The 18,339-nt window shown below is 65.0% G+C and carries 21 protein-coding genes; 12 read left to right on the top strand and 9 right to left on the bottom strand.

The window, feature by feature from the left end:
* From ABZW16_RS28425 to ABZW16_RS28405, 5 genes are all read right to left on the bottom strand, one after another.
* On the bottom strand, positions 1-504 hold a 504-nt coding region (locus ABZW16_RS28425; RefSeq protein WP_354959132.1), incomplete at its 3' end, for an AraC family transcriptional regulator ligand-binding domain-containing protein.
* Positions 505-728: 224 nt separating this feature from the next.
* The gene (locus tag ABZW16_RS28420; RefSeq protein WP_354959137.1) at positions 729-1,370 is read right to left on the bottom strand and encodes a formylglycine-generating enzyme family protein; all 642 of its coding nucleotides are present in this window, start codon (positions 1,368-1,370) and stop codon (positions 729-731) included.
* Positions 1,371-1,469: 99 nt separating this feature from the next.
* Positions 1,470-2,354 carry an alpha/beta fold hydrolase gene (locus tag ABZW16_RS28415; RefSeq protein WP_354959131.1) on the bottom strand — a complete coding sequence of 295 codons (885 nt, stop codon included), beginning with the start codon at positions 2,352-2,354 and terminating at the stop codon, positions 1,470-1,472.
* Positions 2,355-2,508: 154 nt separating this feature from the next.
* Positions 2,509-3,375, bottom strand: coding sequence for a class II glutamine amidotransferase (locus ABZW16_RS28410; RefSeq protein ID WP_354959130.1), 867 nt, complete (start codon positions 3,373-3,375; stop codon positions 2,509-2,511).
* Positions 3,376-3,574: 199 nt separating this feature from the next.
* Positions 3,575-4,009 carry a MarR family transcriptional regulator gene (locus ABZW16_RS28405; protein ID WP_354959129.1) on the bottom strand — a complete coding sequence of 145 codons (435 nt, stop codon included), beginning with the start codon at positions 4,007-4,009 and terminating at the stop codon, positions 3,575-3,577.
* Between the two features lie 179 nt (positions 4,010-4,188).
* On the opposite strand from ABZW16_RS28405, the gene ABZW16_RS28400 reads away from it, so the two are divergent.
* Entirely contained in the window at positions 4,189-4,755 is a 567-nt protein-coding gene (locus tag ABZW16_RS28400; protein WP_354959128.1) for a YbhB/YbcL family Raf kinase inhibitor-like protein, read from the top strand.
* Positions 4,756-5,019: 264 nt separating this feature from the next.
* Here ABZW16_RS28400 and ABZW16_RS28395 read toward each other — a convergent pair whose 3' ends face one another.
* A complete protein-coding gene (locus tag ABZW16_RS28395; RefSeq protein WP_354959127.1) occupies positions 5,020-5,706 on the bottom strand; it encodes a TetR/AcrR family transcriptional regulator in 687 nt (228 codons plus the stop codon).
* A 2-nt stretch (positions 5,707-5,708) separates the two neighbouring features.
* Positions 5,709-6,314 carry a helix-turn-helix domain-containing protein gene (locus tag ABZW16_RS28390; RefSeq protein WP_354959126.1) on the bottom strand — a complete coding sequence of 202 codons (606 nt, stop codon included), beginning with the start codon at positions 6,312-6,314 and terminating at the stop codon, positions 5,709-5,711.
* Between the two features lie 405 nt (positions 6,315-6,719).
* Here ABZW16_RS28390 and ABZW16_RS28385 point away from each other — a divergent pair, with 405 nt between their 5' ends.
* The 11 genes from ABZW16_RS28385 to ABZW16_RS28335 all read left to right on the top strand — a co-directional run bounded on the left by ABZW16_RS28385 (position 6,720) and on the right by ABZW16_RS28335 (position 16,810).
* Positions 6,720-7,562, top strand: a complete 843-nt coding sequence (locus ABZW16_RS28385; protein WP_354959125.1) for an ABC transporter permease — start codon at positions 6,720-6,722, stop codon at positions 7,560-7,562.
* Positions 7,562-8,479: an ABC transporter permease gene (locus ABZW16_RS28380; RefSeq protein WP_354959124.1), complete on the top strand. Its 918-nt coding sequence runs from the start codon at positions 7,562-7,564 to the stop codon at positions 8,477-8,479. Before ABZW16_RS28385 ends, ABZW16_RS28380 begins: the two co-directional genes overlap by 1 nt.
* A gap of 7 nt (positions 8,480-8,486) precedes the next feature.
* Positions 8,487-9,536: a mammalian cell entry protein gene (locus tag ABZW16_RS28375; RefSeq protein ID WP_354959123.1), complete on the top strand. Its 1,050-nt coding sequence runs from the start codon at positions 8,487-8,489 to the stop codon at positions 9,534-9,536.
* On the top strand, positions 9,536-10,555 hold the full coding sequence (locus ABZW16_RS28370) for an MlaD family protein (RefSeq protein ID WP_354959122.1): 1,020 nt from the start codon (positions 9,536-9,538) through the stop codon (positions 10,553-10,555). The genes ABZW16_RS28375 and ABZW16_RS28370 overlap by 1 nt, the downstream gene beginning before the upstream one ends.
* Positions 10,543-11,544: an MlaD family protein gene (locus ABZW16_RS28365; protein ID WP_354959121.1), complete on the top strand. Its 1,002-nt coding sequence runs from the start codon at positions 10,543-10,545 to the stop codon at positions 11,542-11,544. The genes ABZW16_RS28370 and ABZW16_RS28365 overlap by 13 nt, the downstream gene beginning before the upstream one ends.
* Positions 11,545-11,548: 4 nt before the next feature.
* The gene (locus ABZW16_RS28360) at positions 11,549-12,646 is read left to right on the top strand and encodes an MlaD family protein (protein WP_354959120.1); all 1,098 of its coding nucleotides are present in this window, start codon (positions 11,549-11,551) and stop codon (positions 12,644-12,646) included.
* A complete protein-coding gene (locus ABZW16_RS28355) occupies positions 12,643-13,707 on the top strand; it encodes an MlaD family protein (RefSeq protein ID WP_354959119.1) in 1,065 nt (354 codons plus the stop codon). The genes ABZW16_RS28360 and ABZW16_RS28355 overlap by 4 nt, the downstream gene beginning before the upstream one ends.
* Positions 13,704-14,693 carry an MlaD family protein gene (locus ABZW16_RS28350; RefSeq protein WP_354959118.1) on the top strand — a complete coding sequence of 330 codons (990 nt, stop codon included), beginning with the start codon at positions 13,704-13,706 and terminating at the stop codon, positions 14,691-14,693. The genes ABZW16_RS28355 and ABZW16_RS28350 overlap by 4 nt, the downstream gene beginning before the upstream one ends.
* Before the next feature lie 18 nt (positions 14,694-14,711).
* Entirely contained in the window at positions 14,712-15,281 is a 570-nt protein-coding gene (locus ABZW16_RS28345; RefSeq protein WP_354959117.1) for a hypothetical protein, read from the top strand.
* Positions 15,282-15,395: 114 nt separating this feature from the next.
* Positions 15,396-16,040, top strand: a complete 645-nt coding sequence (locus tag ABZW16_RS28340; RefSeq protein ID WP_354959116.1) for a class I SAM-dependent methyltransferase — start codon at positions 15,396-15,398, stop codon at positions 16,038-16,040.
* A gap of 104 nt (positions 16,041-16,144) precedes the next feature.
* Positions 16,145-16,810 (top strand): histone deacetylase, encoded by a 666-nt coding sequence (locus ABZW16_RS28335; protein WP_354959115.1) that lies wholly within the window; start codon positions 16,145-16,147, stop codon positions 16,808-16,810.
* On the opposite strand, the gene ABZW16_RS28330 is transcribed toward ABZW16_RS28335, so the two are convergent.
* Both ABZW16_RS28330 and ABZW16_RS28325 read right to left on the bottom strand, forming a co-directional pair.
* Complete coding sequence (locus tag ABZW16_RS28330; RefSeq protein WP_354959114.1) at positions 16,759-17,085, bottom strand: hypothetical protein; 327 nt, start codon at positions 17,083-17,085, stop codon at positions 16,759-16,761. The genes ABZW16_RS28335 and ABZW16_RS28330 overlap by 52 nt on opposite strands.
* 173 nt (positions 17,086-17,258) lie before the next feature.
* Positions 17,259-18,323 (bottom strand): nitroreductase family deazaflavin-dependent oxidoreductase, encoded by a 1,065-nt coding sequence (locus ABZW16_RS28325; protein ID WP_354959113.1) that lies wholly within the window; start codon positions 18,321-18,323, stop codon positions 17,259-17,261.
* Positions 18,324-18,339: the final 16 nt, after the last annotated feature.

The following is an 18,339-nucleotide window of genomic DNA, read 5'->3' as shown; positions in this document are numbered from 1 at the left end:
GCTGACCCGGGAGGCGGGTACCCCCGCGGTGAACAGTTCCCGGCCGATGGTGTGGATGCCGGTGATGACGCGTTCGGTCAGGAACGGGCGCACATCCTCCGGAATCTCGGAGTCGTCGAAGATCAGCCGCGATTCGGTCGCCCCCTCCTCGAAGATCAGGTGGCCGAAAACGAGGGCGAGGTCGATATAGCGCAGCGACACCTCGATCACCTCGCGCACCGTGTGGCTGCTCAGCAGCGCCAGACCCCACGGCCCGTACAGCGAGATGTGGTAGCGACCCCCCGCCTCGACTCCCAAACCGGACTCATCGCCGAATCGCGCCAGCAGATTTCGCACGACGCGCACCTCTTGGCGCGCGGTCACCTCGGCACTGGGATCGGTCACCGCCTCGGGCACCAGTGCCGTGCCCTTCAGGCAGACCTCCGGCGGCATTCCGCGCTCCTGCGCCAATTGCATCAGCACATGCACGCTGGACGTACTACGCAGCAGATCCCAATCGAACACCGAACTGCATCCTCGTCGAAGCTGGTCTTGCTATTGGCGGAACATATCAATCATTCCTTCCGTATCGCAGGAAAATCGGGAATCCGGTATAGCCCACTACGACGCGGAAATCGAGGCGCCCACCACGATCGACCTCATCGAATACCGGGCGCGCAATGCCGCGAAATTCCTCCTCGACGAACACCGGGCGCCACACAGTCCGCCCGGCCGGACCGAGCGTTTGGTCAAAATATCGAGCGGGCGACGCGGAATCCGACATCATCGATCCGATAGGTCGGATGGCTGCGTCGCCGCACCGAGGCCCGACAGCTCCACTTCTCATCGGACCATCCACCCCCGCGCAACACCCGATATGAGCCGTACACCTCGGCGTCATAGATATCCCAGCACCAGTCCCAGACATTGCCGAGCATGTCGTAGAGCCCCCACGCATTGGGCAGTTTGCCGCCCACCTCGTGACTGTGCTCCTCGGAATTGCCTCGGTACCAAGCGATCTCATCGATATCGCCATATCGCGGTCCGGAAGTACCGGCACGGCAGGCATACTCCCATTCGGCCTCGGTCGGGAGCCGATACCCGTTCGCGGCGGCGTCCCATTGGACCTCGTCATCGTGCACGCGGTACGCGGGCGTCAAACCCGCACGCGTGGACAGACCATTGCAGAACCCGATCGCATCGAACCACGAGACGCCCTCGACCGGCCGCCGATCACCGCGACCGCTGCTCGGCCGCGCACCGGTGACCTGTGCATACTGTGACTGCGTCACCGAAAACGCAGCCATCTCGTACCCCGCGACCTCGACCGGCCAACTCCGCTGAGTCCGCCGATCCGACAGTGTCACCTGCCCCGCCGGGAGCGCGACCATCTCGATTTCCGCATGCACAGGTAGGCGATCCTAGTCGCCCAGCGACAAAACCCGCACCGAACTCGTCCACCACCTGAACGGCTGGGCGCGGAATCGCTTTCACTCTTTCGTATGCCACTCCCGGATCGCAGCGACAATCTCGTCAGCGGCGTCTTCCTGGATGAAGTGGCCTGCACCGTCGAGGAGAACCGTCCGATGGTCGGCGAACAACTCCTCCCAATGACGGCGTTCGGGGTCGCGGAAGGCGACATCCTTGGTGCCCCACACGATCAGTGCGGGCCGGTCCCGGACCAGATCGAGGCCGCGCTCGACATCGGCCAGAAACTTTCGGCTGGACAGGATTTCGCGCGGGAACACATGGATGGGCTCGCGCGATTCCGGTGTCGGGAAGGGACCGCGATAGGCGTCCAGCACCGCCTTGTCCAGCTTCTTGCGGCGCACGCCGGCGGGGATGATCCGCTCGACGAAGAAGTTGCGCTGCCGGATGAGCCAACCGCCGACCGGGCCGCCCAGCAGACGCGAGAAGGCCTGCGTCGTCACATCGGATTTCGGCCAGGCCCAGGTGTTTCCGATGACGAAGGACGTAAAGCGATCCGGATGCCGACCGGCCACGGCGAATCCGATCGGGCCGCCCCAGTCCTGCACCATGAGTGTCGCCTCGCGTAGGTCGAGCCGGGTGACCAGTTCCGCGACGACCTGCGCATGCTCGGCGGGTGTGAAGCGGTAGCCGGGCGCCGCCCGGGACAGCCCGAAGCCGGGATAGTCCACCGCGATGCATCGGAACAGGTCACGCAGGCCAGCGATGATGTCGCGGTAGAGGAACGACCAGGTCGGATTCCCATGCAGCAGGAGCAGCGGCGGTCCGCTGCCTTCGTCGAGGTAGTGCACGCGCGAGCCGTCGATCTCGGCGAAATGACTCGGATACGGGTACAGACTTTCCGGTATCCAGTTCGGTCGAGCCGGTGTGTCGCCTTCCTCGGTCACGCTGCCTCCGATCGCACCTTGATCATCAAGCAAGTCTGGACGACGACGAACACTATGAGGGGCACATCAGGAGTAACTATTTGATAGCCGAAGCTCCGACCACGGAGTCGTCGCCGCCACAATGTGCTGACTGTGCCCCGCGCCTGCGGTGCGATCATCGCCCCGATTGGGCCGCTGCCACGCGGCTGTCGAGCTGCGCCAGCGACAGCAGATGGCGCGGCGGGGTGTCGAGGACCGTGCTCGAGTGGACGCGCAGGCCGTCGTCGACGTGCAGCAGCTCACCCGGTTCCAGCGCCCGCCAGCCCGGATCCTCGTCTGTGCGCTCACTGGCCACCACGACCGCCGGATATTCGATCAGGTGTCCACTGCGCGCTCGGATCCCCGTGCGTCCGGCGTGGTCCAGATGCCGACCGCCGTGTGGTCCGCCCGCCGCGCGTTCCAGGACGAAAAGGTCATGTGTGTCGGGATACCTGAGTGCCCACAGGCTGGTCGCCGTGGTCAGCACCAAGTTGAGCGCGTAGACCGGCAGCCGGTCCGCGATCCACTGGACCGCATCGGTAATACCCGCCGTGATGTTGCCGCCGTGTCGATCCGTGCGCTGGGTGATGAGGGCGAAGAACCGTTCGGAGTCCGTATCGCCGTGCACCAGACCGAGGTACGCACCGAGTTCGGCATCCAGTTCGTCCAGGCCTTGCAGCACACCGTTGTGCGCGAACAGGCGGCCGTGCTGTTCGAACGGGTGGGTGTTGCGAGGTTGCATGCCACCGGTGGTGGCATAGCGAATGTGTGCGACGAACGTCGTCGATTCTCGTTCCCGCGCCTCCCGGGCGAATTGGACATCCTCGTATGCGGCGATCGGCTGCTTCTCCACCACCGCATCCCCATGGGCGTCGAAGGTGCCCAGACCTACGCCATCGGGCTCACGTCTGCTCTGTATCGACAGACTGTCCGGGGCATCGAGCAACCAGAACGTAGCCCGCACCCGGTGCGGTGCGGCCGACAAACCGAACAAGCGACACATGGCACTCCTGCCCGGGGCGTTGTCCGTAGCTGATGAGTTGCTCGTGATCCTAGTCCGCCATTCCCCACGCTGGCCCATCCGCCGTCGAATCGGCCGGTGTCCGGCCCGCGCGGATACAAGCGGGTCGGAGAGATCGGTTCCCGCATGTCGCCCACTGTCGACGCCGCGAGGGTCGGTATCCAGGACGTGCTTCGCGGAGTCAGTCCAGCAGCCGCCGCAGCAGGGGCAGCGACGCCGCCAACCGCTTGCGCTCGGCGGCGGTGAGTCGGTCGTCGATGATTTCGGCGAGGTGTTCGTGGCCGGCCAGGCGACGTTCGGCGAGAAGTGCGCGGCCGTCCTCGGTGAGGATCAACAGTTTGCGGCGCAGATCTTCGCTGTCGACGGTACGGCTGACCAGGCCGCGGTCGACGAGTGCGGCGACCGTGGCGGCGACCGATTGGTGGCGGAGCTTATCGGCGCGGGCCAAGTCGCTAACTGTCGCTGGCCCCTCACGATCGAGGCGTTTGAGTACCGACACCTGCGACAGCGACAGCTCGCGCCCCGGAGAGGCCGAGCGCATGATCCGAACCAAGGCGCCGACTATCGACTGAAGTTCTTCAGCGATCGTCTCGTAATCGCTTGTCCCACCGCTCACAGTTCACTAAAGTACAGTAAAACTGCGCAGGCTAACTGTATATCTGTCGTTCACATATCGAGCACCGAGGATGACACCGAATGACCGAGGACCTGGTAGCGAGCCGGTTCGCACCGCCGCCGTGCGGTTCGGCGCACGATCGCAAGCTCTGAAATCGACTGTCTACCAAGGAGATCACAATGTCCATTGTCGGCAAGCTACTCGCGAACCGGCGCGCCGGTGACCAGGGCCTGGCCTGGCATCGCCCGAATCTGGTCGGGGCCGACACCTTTCAGATGACCAGTCCGGACTTCGACCACGAATCGTCCCTGGGCACGATCCATGCCGGAAAACGGGTCGGCGGCCAGGACCGTTCTCCGGCGCTGACGTGGTCACCGCCGCCCGCGCAGACAGCTCAGCTGCTGCTGGTCATCGAGGATCCCGATGCACCGACGAAGACGCCGTTCGTGCATGCTGTCGCCCTGCTGGACCCCACAGTCGACGGCATACCGCAGGGCGCACTCGCCGCCGACGATCCCGTGCCGGGTGTGCGGGTGCTGCGTTCGGGGTGGGGCCGTGGCTACCTCGGTCCGACACCGATCAAGGGACACGGCGCGCATCGCTATGTCTTCCAACTCTTCGCCCTGACCGAGCCCATCACCGCAGCGGGCGGAAAACCGGTGGAGTCGGCGAAACCACACGCCATCCTGGATGCCGGACGGTCCCTCGGTCGAGCCCGCATCGACGCCTTCTACGAACGTCCCTGACAGAGCGCGGCACCGGCGAGCGTCGGAGACCGGCTGAGTGCGTAAAAGGCTGGGCGCGTACATGTTCGGGCGACCAACCTATTTCGCCGGGGTGTTCTCCACCTTGCCGCACAGCCATCGGCCGCCGACCTTCTGGAAGGATGACCGGAGGGACATCCACATCGTCGGCAACCTGATTCGCAATCCCGCCGCCTATCGCGCGGCGCGAGTTACCCGTGGCCGCAACGAGTCTCCGGCGCACCGGAGGCGATCCCGATAATGCGGTTATGCCTCGCGCAGGAACAGATAGTCGAACAGCGCCAGAATTCGGGCGATGTCGAACTGTTCGGGATCGTCGAGTACCAGCCGGGCCGCGGTCTGGATGGCGCCCTGCACAACCTGGGTCAGTACCTCGGCATCCACGTCATCGGCATCGGGCTGTTCCGCCAGCCACCGGCCGACCGCCCGCCCGAGCGGCGTGCGCAATTCGTCGCGCGATTTGGCTACCCGCTCCCGGAGCACCGGCGGGACCCCATCGATGGGGAAGTACACCAGCCGCCAGGTATCGGGTATCGAGCGCACCTCGGCGAGGAAGCGTGCGAGCATCGCGGGCAGCTCTTCTGTTGTGGCAGAACGCGAATCGGTTGTCGTGGCATCACCGGCGACGGAACGTTCGACGGCGGCGGCCATTCGGGCGGTCTCGCGTTCGATGAGTTCCTCGAGCAGTTCGTCGCGGCTGCCGAAGGAGTCGTAGACGACCGGTCTGGTCACGCCGCCGCGCTCGGCGACGGCGGCGATGCTCACGCTGGTGAATCCCGCCTCGGCCACAATGCCCAGTGCCGCGTCGAGCAGTTGCTCGCGCCGGTCGGCGGGCTGGAGTCGTTTGGCGTATTTGCGCTTGGCGGGCTGGGGTCCACCTGTTTTGTCGGCTGCCGTCTTCTTTTGGGGCGCTGCTTGTTTCGCGTTCGCCATTGCTACGTCTCCCGGGCCTCGACGGCGGCGACGGCCCGGCGCGCCACCCAGCGCAGTGTTTTCGCCACGGCCTCGTGGCGTTCGACACCGCCGTCGGCGAGCACGATCCTGGCTCCGGTTTCACTTGCGCTGATCACCGCGTGGCTCAATAACTCACTGTCGATATCTTTTTCGCTCAGCGCGCCCATCACCGCGATCATGGCCTGACTACGCTCCCGAATCGCATTGCGGGTGCGATCGACCCGCTCGCGCACCTCCTGGGGCAGACCATCACCGGGCATCAGCACGAACCGCCAGGTTTCCGGCGCGGCGACCACTAGGTCGAGATAGATATCAACGCCGTCGACCGCGATATTCGATGCCATCGCGGCCAGGTCGACACCTTCCGGAATCACCGGGGTCGCGGCGGCCGCCATATCTTGTACCCGTTGGTCCTCACGATCGAGCAGTACCTCGAAGAGTTCGTCCCGATCACCGAATTCGGCATACAGCGCGGGCCGGGTAATGCCCGCCGCCCGGGCGATGGCGTGCATACTCACGCTCGCATAGCCCTCGCGAACAATGAGATCGCGGGCCGCGTCGAGAATGTCGTCACGTCGTGTTGACATGTGCTCCTCCCGACGACGGCTGACGGATACCTGTTTCAGATTGCTTCCGGCTGGGCCAGTGTACGCATTGCCATCGCGCCTGCCGTAGACATCATTACTCCGCCGCGCACCATCGGGGATTCTCCGGCCGCGCCTCAGCCGGGAATCGGCCGAATCCTTCACCGGCACACCGAATGTCAATCGAAATTGACCCTGTTGTTTTCCCTGCTGGGCAATGTTAGCGTTTGCCCCGGCAGCCGATGGTGTCGATCACACCGGGGGCGGTTGGTGACCGCGTTCACAGCCACTCGCGATCACCACGGCGGCGGCTGTCGAACCTGTCAAGACTCTGACGTGTCACGTCAACGGGCAGTGTGGCCTGGCACTTGACGTGGCCTTGTGGGGGAAATATGGGAGGAACGATCGATGGACTCCGACGCGCCGAATGCGGCACCGACGGCAACGCAGATCGCGCGGAAGAATCTCACCGATACCACGCAATCGAGTCTGCGCACCTTCGGCCGGGTGGTCGATCTCGGTCTCGAATCGGCGCGCGGCACTGTCTCCGATATCGTCGCGGGTAAGTTCCAATGGCACGAAATGCTGCGCCAGGCTTGGTATTTGGTGACGGTCACGGCAATTCCCGCGGTGCTGATGGCGGTGCCGTTCGGAGTGGTCGTTTCGGTGCAGGTGGGCAATCTGATCCACCAGCTCGGCGCGGATTCGCTGATCGGCGCGGCGGGCGGGCTCGGCGTTATCCAGCAGGGCGCGCCGATCGCGACGGGCCTGCTGCTCGGCGGCGCCGGCGCGTCGGCGATCGCCGCCGACCTGGGCGCACGCACGGTCCGCGAGGAGATAGACGCGCTGCGCACTATGGGCATCAGCCCGGTTCATCGGCTGGTGATTCCGCGGGTGACCGCGATGATGCTGGTCGCACCGCTGCTCAATGTGCTGATCATCTTCGTCGGCATCGTCGCGGGCTATGCGGTGGCGATCGGTGCGCAGAATGTCACGCCCGGTAGCTACTGGGCCACCTTCGGCTCCTTCACCGTGCTCACCGATGTCTGGATTTCGATGATCAAGGCGGTGCTGTTCGGATTCATTGTGGTGATCGTGGCCTGCCAGCGGGGGCTGGAGGCCAGGGGCGGGCCGCGCGGCGTCGCCGACGGCGTCAATGCGGCGGTCGTGCTATCGGTGGCATCGATCATCGTGGTGAATCTGGTGATCACCCAGGTCGTCGCGATGTTCCTACCGTTGCGGGTGGCCTGATGGTTCGAGCATCGCGTAGCGATTCCATGAGGGGCGGCGGTCGGGCGGCGGGCGGGCCAGCTACTCCCTATGTGCCCAAGGGATTTCGCTGGACCAATCGCCTCCTCGACCGCGCCCGGGTGCTGGCGCCGCTGGAGAACGCGGGTTTCGCAATCGGATTCGTATTCCAGGCACTGACCGCCGTTCCATTGACCCTCAGGCGCTATCGCGGCGAGACCATGCGCACCATTACCGATATGACCTGGGGCCGCGGCTCGGTCATTGTCGGCGGCGGCACGGTTCCTATGTTGATCGTGCTCGGCATTGCCATGGGCGCTGGCGTCGGCATCCAAGGCTTCACCACCCTCGACCTGATCGGACTCGGCCCGGTCACCGGCGTGGTGTCCGCCTTCGCCAATACCCGCGAACTCGCCCCCATCGCCGCCGCGGTCGGATTCGCCGCACAGGCGGGCTGCCGGATGACCGCCGAAATCGGCTCCATGCGCATCTCCGAGGAGATCGACGCCATCGAATCCCTTGGCCTGCGGTCGATTCCATTCGTAGTGAGCACTCGGGTCATCGCCGGTGCGATCGCGATCGTGCCGACCTTCCTCATTGCGCTGATCCTGAGCTACCTCGCCTGCGATACGGTGGTCGTGCTGCTGCACGGCCAGGCAGGCGGGGTATACGAGCACTACTTCTTCCAGTTCACCAGCGGCTACGACGTGCTCGCCGCGGTGATCAAGATCCTGGTGTTCGGCGTCGCGGTCATCCTGATCCATTGCTATTACGGGTTCTTCGCCTCCGGCGGACCCGAGGGCGTCGGCATCGCATCGGGTCGTGCGGTGCGCGCCAGCTTCGTCGCGATCATCGCGCTGGATATGGTGTCGACCCTGCTGCTGTGGGGCGTCAACTCCTCGATCGAATTCCCGGGGTAAGCGAGATATGCCCAATTACGGATTGCCCGGCGTCAGCATGGGCAGGCGCGGTTCGCGCGCCCGGGGTGCGGCAGCATTGGTCGTCGCCGTCGCAGTCACCTTGGCGTGGACCGGATTTCAGCACCGCCCGGACGGTGAGCGCATGCGGGTGCAATTGCGTACCGAACAGATCGGCGAGGGCATTATCGAGGGCACCTCGGTGCGTCTGGACGGCGTCGATATCGGCACGATCACCGATATCGCCGGCATCGGCGGGGGCCGCCAGCTCATCACCCTCGACCTGGACAAGGCCCAGGCCTCCGGGCTCACCGAGGATCTCGGCGTCGACTACGTACCGGAGAACCTCTTCGGCATCAGCGCCGTCACCCTAAAACGCGTCGATGGCGGCGCACCGCTGCGCTCCGGGTCGGTGGTCGATCTCGCGGGCGCGAACGCCAACCGGGTCGCCGACGCCACCATGGGACGGCTGCTGCGTGCCCTCACCGAGACATCGACCGAGGTGTTCACACCCCAATTCGCCCAGGTGCTACGTACTTTCAGCGGTGATCTGCAGGCGTTCACCCCGATGCTGGAGGCCGTCATCATGCTGAGCCGGACGGTCGCCGAAACCCAGCGCTACCCGTCGTCGTTCCTGATCGACCAGTACGCCTCGTTCTACGGCGGATTGGGCACGTTCACCTCCGCGACCTTCGAACTGCTCGCAACGGTGCTCGATATCGAGGTTCTGCAGCACGACCGATCCAAGTACGACGCGTCCGTCACCATGGTCACCGACCAGGCCTTTCCGGCCATCGGCAGCATCGGCGACATTGCCCGCCAACACTTCTCCGGCTACATCGAGACGTTCGCGCCCCTGGTCGCCGCCATCGCCGCGACCGTCCCGAACCCGGGACAGTCCCATGCCGAGCTGACCGAATTGATCCAGCGGCTCGATCGGATCTTCGCCGACACCCCGAACGGACCGACGATCAATGCCGCCATCACCCTGCGCGGCGTTCCCGGCATCGCGGTGCCGCTGCTCGGGCAGCAGGGATTCGCCATGTTGGGAGGCGCGTGATGAAACCGACCTCGACCCTCGCGATGGCCTGGAAGCTCGGACTGTTCGCGGCAGCAATGATCGCACTGCTCGCGGTGATCGCGGCGGCCATTGTCCGGCCGGTCGGCGGCGATACCACCACCTACCGTGCCGAATTCGCCGATGCCAACGGTTTGAAGATCGGTGACGACGTGCGCATGTTCGGTGTCGCGGTCGGCAAGGTCGCCGATATCTCCCTCGAAAACGGCCGTGCCGCAGTCGAATTGACCGTGCAGCGAGACCGGCCGGTCTACGACGCCAGCGTGCTGGCCATCCGGTACCAGTCGCTGACCGGTCAGCGCTATATCGATATTCGCCAACCCGAGCATCCGACCTCGAAACAGGCGCAGGGCGTCACCATCGGCGCGGACCGCACCATACCGTCCTTCGATATCACCCAGCTCTTCAACGGACTGCAGCCCGTGTTGCAGGAGTTCTCCCCCGGCGCGCTCAACCAGTTCACCGAGAGCATGCTCGCGGTCATCGAGGGCAACGGTTCCGGGGTCGGGCCCGCACTCGATGCGATCGGACGGCTCAGCGCGTATGTGTCGGATCGGCAGGCCGTACTCGCGACGATCGTCGGCAATCTGGAGTCGATTTCCAACCAGATCGGCGGTCGCTCACCGCATTTGGTGACTCTGCTGCGCGGCCTGTCGGATGTGTTCACCGCATTCCAGCAGAAGCTCGACGGCCTGATCGACTTCGCCAATGTCGCCCCGTCCGCGCTGGGCCCGCTCAACAGTCTGCTGGTCACCCTCGGTTTCACCGAAGCCGCGAACCCGAATCTGGAAAACGATCTGCGCCTGCTGTTTCCGGATCCGGCGACGGCCTTGGACCTGCTCGGCAAACTCCCCGGCCTGCTGCAATCGCTGTCCACCCTGGTGCCGTCGGGCCGCGCGGGGGTTCAGATCGACCTCACCTGCTCGAAGGGCCGAGCCCAGGTGCCGTCCATGGTGTCGGTACTGATTGCCGGGCAAAGGATTTCGATATGCAACAACTGAAGCACGGACACGACCGGCACGAGGCCAGCAAACAGCGCCGCGAACTGCGCCTCGGCCTGCTCGGGGCGCTGCTGCTCATTCTCGCGCTCGGCGCGACCGCGGTGATCTATGTGCTGCCGATCGGCAAGGCCACCTACACTGCCTATCTGCCCGAGGCACAGTCGATTCGCGTCGGCAATCAGGTACGGGTCGCCGGGATCACCGTTGGCGCGGTGACTTCGCTGGAGCTGCAGCCGGATCGGGTGAAGATGAGCTTCACGGTGGACCGCGATGTCTTCGTCGGCGATGCCACCACCCTGGAAATCCGAATGCTCACCATTGTCGGCGGCCACTATGTGGCCATGACTCCGGCCGGGCAGAAACCATTGGGCAGGAATGCGATTGCGCCCGATCGGGTGAAGTTGCCCTACAGTCTGGTGCGCACCCTGCAGGATGCCGCCAAACCGGTCGCCGAGGTCGACGCCGCGACGCTGCGCGAGAATCTAGCCGCTTTGCAGACCTCATTGGAGCAGAGCCCGGATGGCCTGCGCCGCATGGGAAACGCCATGCAAACCTTGGTGACCATCCTCAACCGGCAGAACGCCGAGGTGTCGCGATCGCTGACCGTCACCGACGAATTTCTCACCGCCATCAACGGAAACCGTTCGCTGCTCGGCCAATTCGTCCGCAAGATCGGTCTGCTCGAGGTGCAGGGCCTGAACAAGAAGGCCGAGATCACCGAGGCGCTGACGATCGCCGCCGAACTCCTGTCCAGGATCGCGGCGCTCGAACCATCCTGGCGCGAGCAACTGCAGCCGATGGTCGACAAGCTGATGGAGGCGCTGCCCGCACTGCGCGAACTGGCCGGGAAGCTCGGCGAATCGCTCGACACGCTGCATGGTGTGCAGGAGAGGTTGCAGGCGGCGGTGAATCCGCAGGACGGCATCGTCATCGATCAGTCGGCGGATACGATCACCACCTGCATCCCGGTCCCGGGAAGGGGGTGCTGAGGCCGTGAAACGACTGCTCGGTTCACCGGGATTCGTCACCATTGTCGGCGGGATCGTCATCGCCGTCATGGCGGTGGCGGGCTATCTGGTGGCATTCCGGCCCCTGGAGAAGACGCTCGGCTACTGCGCGATCATGCCCGATGCCGTCGGCCTCTATGTCGGCAACCACGTCACCATGCTGGGCATGCCGGTCGGCAGTGTCACCTCGGTCGAGCCCCAGGGTGATGGTGTGCGCGTCGATTTCGAGGTGAACGCCGACCATCCGTTGCAAGGGCAGGTCAGCGCGACCACCGTCGCCGACACCCTCGTCGCCGACCGCGACCTCGCGGTGCTGGGCGAGCCGGGTGGCCCCATATGGAACCGCGACGCCTGCATCACCCAGACCTTCACCCCAAAGAGCATCACCGAATCGCTATCGGCCTTCTCGCGCCTGGCCGGTGAACTCAACGCCCACGGCGCACCGGGCGAACAGACGCGCATTCGCGATAGTGTCGCGGCCTTCCAAAGGGCCACCGCCGGAACCGGACCCGCGATCAATGCCCTGATCAAGGACCTCGGTACCGCGCTACGCGCCCCCGATGCCGCCATCGGGCATATCGGCGCGCTGATCGACGCGATCGGTCAGATCTCGACCAGCATCTCGACCAACTGGGACGACATCAAGACCGCGCTGGTCAATGCCGGAGCGGGCATCGCCTTCGTCAACGAGATCTGGCAGAAGGTGGTGCAATTGGTCGATTCGCTGCTCGTCGACCTGCCGATGCTCAATGACATCTCGCGCAGGTACGGCCGCGAAATACTGCGCGGACTCGACGACCTCGCACCGTATCTGCACCTGCTGAGCGCCAATGTCGGCACGCTGCACCAGATCATCGATATGATTCCAGCGCTCGTCGGCGCCTTCCAACAGGCCATCGACCCGCAGAGCGGACAGCTGAAACTCACCTACGCACCGCCGAAAGTTGCATTGCCCCAACAGAATGCCGATCAGATCTGTGCCGCCGTGAATGCGGTGACGCCCGGTCGATGCCGCAGTGCGGTGGACGGACTCACCGCTGTCGACCTGGCCACACTCGTTTTCGGAGCGGTAGGTGCCCGATGAGAAATACCACCCTCGTGCGACGGACGCGAACCGGGCTCGCGGCCGCACTGACAGCCGTAATACTGCTCGGCGGTTGCGCTTTCGATCCCTCCTCGGTGCCGGTGCCAGGGGCATCCGTGGCCGGTCCGACCTATCAGGTGCGGATCGAATTCGCGAATGCGCTGAACCTGCCCGAACAGGCCAAGGTGGTGGCAAACGGCGCACAGATCGGCAGGCTGCACAGCCTCACGGTGGTCGACCCGTCGGCACAGCAGGCGGGTCGCATCGACGCCGTCGTCGATATCTCCACCTCGGTGAAATTGCCGACCACCACCACCGCGCAGCTGCGCCAGAACACCGTCCTCGGCGATATCTACATCGGACTTACCACTCCCCCGGCGGATTTCGCCAGCACCATCGCATCGGGCGGCACCATCCCCCTGCAGCAGACCCGGGCCGCACTGCAGATCGAGGATCTGATGGCGGGCATGTCCACCTTTATCGGCGGCGGCGCGCTGCACAGCATGCAGGAGATCATCAACCGGACCAATGCGGTGCTGCCCGCGCAGTCGACCGAAACGGCGCGGATCTTCCAGACACTGGGCCATGACGCCCAGGATGTCGCCGACAATCTGGACTCGGTCGGGCGCCTGCTCGACGCGATCCAACAGGACCTCGGCGCGGTGCTGGACAATAGGGCAGAGCTGGATGCCCTGCTCTCCGAACGTGGTGCGCGCGATATTCCGGCATTCGCGAATTCGCTGGTATTCACTCTCGGTATCGTCGGCGCGCTCGGCGTCATCGGGCACGCGACCGCCTGGCTCGGCCCCCTGCTGCAGGCCGGTGACGCCGCAGCCAAGGCCTTCGTACCCATGCTGTTGGCGGCCGACCCACTCGACCTGTCCGCACCGTCCAATCTGAATCGTCTGGTGGCGCTGTTGCGCGACAAGGTCATACCGTTCGTGGAGCGAGGACCGAAAGTGAATCTGACCCGCATCGGCATCGAGGGCGCACCCGTTTCCACCGACGACCAGGTCGAGCGCATTATCGCGAGCCTGCGGATGATCGGCGCGGTGCGATGAAACCCGGTCGTATCAAACCCGGTTCGGTCATCTCCCTGGCCGCCATCGCCGCGATCCTGATCATTGGCAGCAGCTATCTGAGTTTCGGCGTGGTCAAGGTCGGCTGGCTGAAGAACTACACCGACGCGACCATGGTGCTCACCGACTCCGGTGGCCTACTACCCCGGTCGAAGGTGCTGCTGTCCGGCATCGAGGTCGGGCGGGTGACCTCGGTATCGCACACCGGAAGTAGGGTCGCCGTGCGGTTCCGTATCGATGACAAATACCGCATTCCGACTTCGAGCGTCGCGCGGATCGAGAGTCTGTCCGGACTGGGCGAGGCATATCTGGACTTCCGTCCACGCGGCGGTGCCGCGGGCCCCTATCTGCACGACGGGCAGACGGTGGACACCGACAAGATCGTCATGCCGATCTCCATCCCCGAGGTGGCCCAGACCGCGACGCGCATCTTGAACCAGCTCGATCCGCAGGCGATGGGCGCCATTGTCGAAACCTTCGGCCAGGGGCTGGCCGGAACCGAGTCGGTCATTCCGCAGCTGTCCCGGTCCACGGATCTGCTCGCGGCGACGCTGCTGGCCCGCTCGGATGTCATCCGCGACATGCTGATCGCATTCCAGGCCAAAGCCTCCGATATGTCGTGGTCCGGACCGGCCCTGCACGATGCGGCCGATCCATGGGCCGCATTCGGGCCCCGGGTGAGCGAGGTGGCCGCATCGATCGCCAGGGTGATCCGCAAGGGCGATGTGCCCGCCGACTATCTCACCGATTCCGCCGAAACCGTCGGCCTCGTCCCGTTCCTGCGCCGACTGGCCACCGAGATCGACCAGATCGGACCGGATCTGGCAGCCATGATCCCGCTCCTGCAGCCCTTGGCGGCGCTCACCACAAATGCCGTGCGCCCCTTGGATATCGGCGGCCTCATTACCCAGGCACTCGGCGCGACCAGCCCCGACGGCACGCTGAATTTCCAGATCACCGTCAAATAGCCATCTTCCGGAGCAGCAATGACAGTCGATACGACCGAGACCGAAGCGCCCAGCGATGCGGTTGCGGCACAACACCGTTCGATCTCGATACCGATCGCCACCGTCGCCTGGGGCGTGGCATTGGCCGCGATGACCATCCTCGCCGCCACGCTCGCTGGATTCCTGATCGCCGCCCGCGGCGACCTCGCCGACCGGGATACCGTCGCCGCCGACCGTGCGCACGCCGAGCAGGTCGCCACGGATTACGCCGTCGGTGCCTCGACGGTCAACTACGCCGAATTCGCCTCGTGGGTGGGCAGACTCAAACGGAACACCGCGCCGACCCTGGCGAACAAATTCGACGCCACCGCACCGAAACTCGAGGAATTGCTCACCCCGCTGAAGTGGACCTCCACCGCGAACCCGATCACGGCCGAGGTCGTCTCCGATAGCGCTGGCGTCTACCAGGTCGACGTATTCGTCAATGTCAGCTCCACTAATGCCCAGAATCCCGACGGCGCGCAGACCACCGTCACCTATACCGTCACTGTCGACCGCAACTCGGACTGGAAGATCACCGATGTCGGCGGCGGCCTGCCCATGAAGTAGTCCGATCAGGCCTGCGGGGGAGGCCGCGCGAATACAGGCGATGAGTTCGGCACCACGGCTGCCAAATCTGTCTCAGACAATATAGGCTAAGGCTATATCTTCGAAGGGACAGCGATGTCTGCAATGACCGAAGGCTCGGCGCGCGCACTCAACGGATTGGTCACCCACGGTTGGAACCGGGCCGCGCAGCTCTACAACTTCCCGGTGCTGCAACGCCTGGCCTATCGTCCGCCGCAGAACGAGATCATCGCGCAGTTGCGGATGAGCAGGGCGCATCGGATCGCCGATGTCGGTTGCGGCACCGGCATTCTCGCCGCGCGCATCGCACGGGAACTGCGGCCGCAGGTGGTGTACGGCTGCGATGCTTCGGTGGGGATGTTGAAACAGGCGAGGTCGCGTTCGGACCAAGTGCAGTGGCGCAATCGTCGGGCCGAGGATCTCGGATTGCCCGACGGTGCGGTGGAGGCGGTGGTGTCCACGCACGCGTTCCATTTCTTCGACCATGCGGCGGCGCTCGCGGAGTTCCATCGGATCCTGGTTCCCGGCGGGCTGCTCGCGATCGTGCTCAATAGTCCGCGCAGTCGGTGGGCCATGGCATTGCAACCGCCCGCGGTACAGGGACTGGCGTACTTTCCGCCGCCGGATGAGCTGCGCGCACTGGTCGAAGCGGCCGGATTCACCATCACCGAGCAGCGTCCGGTGCGTCGGCCGCTGCCGAATTCCATGGTGCCGGATGTGCTCACGGTCGCCCGGCGCTGAGACAGCGAGAACGCCTGGAGTCGGACGCGGGTAACCCATCCGTGGCATGCTCGATTCATAGGCGATCTCGAATCGAAGGTGGGTGCGATGCCCGGACCAGCGCCATGACCGCCACCGTGTGGTACGCGTCCTACGGCTCGAATATGCATATGAGCCGCTTTCGCTGCTACCTCGCCGGAGGCACGCCCGACGGTGGAGCGGTGACACTGCCCGGCTGCCGCGACCGGGCCGAGCCGCTACGGTCGGTGCCCGTCACGCTGCCCGGTCTGCAATATTTCGCCACCGAATCCCTGACCTGGTCCGGCGGCCGAGCCTTCTACGATCCGGATGCCCCCGGCGAAACCGCCACCCGCGCCCACCTCCTCACCATCGGGCAGTTCTCCGATATTGCCGCCCAGGAGATGTACCGAGCGCCCGGCATCGACCTGGATCTCACCGAAGCGATCACCAACGGCCGCCTCACCTTTGGCCCCGGCCGTTACGAAACTCTCGTCTGCACCGGCACTTTCGAAGGCCACCCGATCCTCACCATCACCGCGCCCTGGCACTACACCGACCTCCCCGGCAACCCACCCTCGGCCACCTATATCCGCCATCTCGCGGCGGGCCTCACCGAATCCCACGGCTGGGCCGCCGAGAACGTCGCCACCTACCTGGCCACCCGCCCCGGTGCGGAACTCGGCTGGACACCCGGGACCATCGCCACCCTGCTCAGCGGTCAGGCCACGCGGATGGATGCCGAGACGATCGCGCCGTCGCGAACGACGTAGTAGCCCGCGAAGGTCCGGTAGGTGCCGTCGGATTGCCGGGCGGACAGGTGGATGTGGACGGTATCGCCGTCTTCGGAGGTGACGGTGACCGCCTCGTGGTCGGCGGTGGCCAGGCCGTCGACGAAATCGTCGTAACTGGAGTCGAGATTGCGGCCGCCGAGGGCCCAGGCCTGCGGGCAGTCGCGGCGGTTGCTCGCGTCGAAATAGGCGTAAACGACTGCGGCGGAGACGGATACCGCCGCCGCGACCGTGGTCCGCGGTGTCCTGGCCTGCATGGGGGCGCTCGCGTAATCGGCGTATTTCCAAGGCCGGGACGGCGTTATCGGCGCGGGGCGGACAGCAGCACGGTGGCGGACTCACCGGCGACCGGACCGGCGATCATTATCATTGCGCCGGCCCGATCACCGCTGCGAAGTCTCGAACCCAGGCGGTGCGGGTTCTGGCTGAATCAGACCTCTTCCGTGTGGCGTTCGATGACCACCAGCGGGATTTCGCGGCGGGATTTCGCCTGGTAGGTGTCGTAGAGCGGAAAGATCGCGGTCATGAGGTGCCACAGCGGTGGTTTCTCTTCAGCGGTCGCGGGTCGCGCACGCCCGGTGAATTTCTCCGCTCCGACTTGGATTGTGACGTCGGGGTCCGCGATCAGGTTGAGGTACCACGCGGGGTGGGTGGGAGATCCGGCGTTCGAGGCCACCAGGACGTAGCGGTCGTCGTCCTGTCCGTAGATCAACGCGGTGCGCCGGAGCTTTCCTGATTTCCTTCCGCGTGTGGTGAGTAGCAGCGAGGGCCAGCCTTGGTAGAGGTGGCCACTATGCCCGTCGGTCTCGACGTAGTCTCGGATGTGGTCCGCCACCCAGTCTGTCGGGCTGTCGTGGACGTCGTCGGGTTCGGGCGCCGAACTCTCGGATAGGCTGTGCAGCAGGTGGTATCGCGTGAAGCCGCTGTCGGTGACCCCAGGGAATTCTTTCACTCGCTGCCAGCCGCTGCCTGATCCGATCATGCCTTGGCCGGACCGTTCGATCGCGTCGCGGTGGGCGTCCGCAGTTGTCCATTCGGCGTAGGGGAGCACTCGGGTGCCATCGGTGCTGACGTGGAAGTGACCGGAGATGCCGCCGGGGTGTGGGTCGGTTTCGCCGGCCATCGCGTCGAAAACCGTATCGATCCAGCGTCGTTGCCGATCGTGATCGGGTCCGTCGAACTCGACGTCGAGGATGACGATGCATCCTGGAACCGGTGGATTCACCCCAACGCTGCTGCGATACAGCCGATATTCGACCGCTTCGATGTCGGCGAATCTGCTCAGGTATTCGCGGCCCGCTTCGCCGTTTCGCCATTGGGTGTAGGTGACGTTCTTCTCGCCGTCGGTGCTCACAAATACGGTGCACGAGATGAGTTCCTTCGGCCAGGAGCCGCGTTCCAGATCGGCGAAGACCTCCGCCGCCGCCGACCTCATGATCAGGACGGTGTCGACGTCGGGATGTGCGATGTCGGGCAATGCATTACGGGCGATCATGGTTCGCTCTCCGGTC

The sequence above is a fragment of the Nocardia sp. NPDC004604 genome (assembly GCF_040609795.1).
Lineage (GTDB): Bacteria > Actinomycetota > Actinomycetes > Mycobacteriales > Mycobacteriaceae > Nocardia.
This window is presented reverse-complemented; position numbering and strand designations above follow the sequence as displayed.

Bases quoted from the DNA above. Each gene is read 5' to 3' on its own strand.
- ABZW16_RS28420 (WP_354959137.1), bottom strand. From the start codon at position 1,370: ATGGTCGCGCTCCCGGCGGGGCAGGTGACACTGTCGGATCGGCGGACT.
- ABZW16_RS28410 (WP_354959130.1), bottom strand. From the start codon at position 3,375: ATGTGTCGCTTGTTCGGTTTGTCGGCCGCACCGCACCGGGTGCGGGCT.
- ABZW16_RS28400 (WP_354959128.1), top strand. From the start codon at position 4,189: ATGTCCATTGTCGGCAAGCTACTCGCGAACCGGCGCGCCGGTGACCAG.
- ABZW16_RS28395 (WP_354959127.1), bottom strand. From the start codon at position 5,706: ATGGCGAACGCGAAACAAGCAGCGCCCCAAAAGAAGACGGCAGCCGAC.
- ABZW16_RS28390 (WP_354959126.1), bottom strand. From the start codon at position 6,314: ATGTCAACACGACGTGACGACATTCTCGACGCGGCCCGCGATCTCATT.
- ABZW16_RS28385 (WP_354959125.1), top strand. From the start codon at position 6,720: ATGGACTCCGACGCGCCGAATGCGGCACCGACGGCAACGCAGATCGCG.
- ABZW16_RS28380 (WP_354959124.1), top strand. From the start codon at position 7,562: ATGGTTCGAGCATCGCGTAGCGATTCCATGAGGGGCGGCGGTCGGGCG.
- ABZW16_RS28375 (WP_354959123.1), top strand. From the start codon at position 8,487: ATGCCCAATTACGGATTGCCCGGCGTCAGCATGGGCAGGCGCGGTTCG.
- ABZW16_RS28370 (WP_354959122.1), top strand. From the start codon at position 9,536: ATGAAACCGACCTCGACCCTCGCGATGGCCTGGAAGCTCGGACTGTTC.
- ABZW16_RS28365 (WP_354959121.1), top strand. From the start codon at position 10,543: ATGCAACAACTGAAGCACGGACACGACCGGCACGAGGCCAGCAAACAG.
- ABZW16_RS28355 (WP_354959119.1), top strand. From the start codon at position 12,643: ATGAGAAATACCACCCTCGTGCGACGGACGCGAACCGGGCTCGCGGCC.
- ABZW16_RS28350 (WP_354959118.1), top strand. From the start codon at position 13,704: ATGAAACCCGGTCGTATCAAACCCGGTTCGGTCATCTCCCTGGCCGCC.
- ABZW16_RS28345 (WP_354959117.1), top strand. From the start codon at position 14,712: ATGACAGTCGATACGACCGAGACCGAAGCGCCCAGCGATGCGGTTGCG.
- ABZW16_RS28340 (WP_354959116.1), top strand. From the start codon at position 15,396: ATGTCTGCAATGACCGAAGGCTCGGCGCGCGCACTCAACGGATTGGTC.
- ABZW16_RS28335 (WP_354959115.1), top strand. From the start codon at position 16,145: ATGACCGCCACCGTGTGGTACGCGTCCTACGGCTCGAATATGCATATG.
- ABZW16_RS28330 (WP_354959114.1), bottom strand. From the start codon at position 17,085: ATGCAGGCCAGGACACCGCGGACCACGGTCGCGGCGGCGGTATCCGTC.
- ABZW16_RS28325 (WP_354959113.1), bottom strand. From the start codon at position 18,323: ATGATCGCCCGTAATGCATTGCCCGACATCGCACATCCCGACGTCGAC.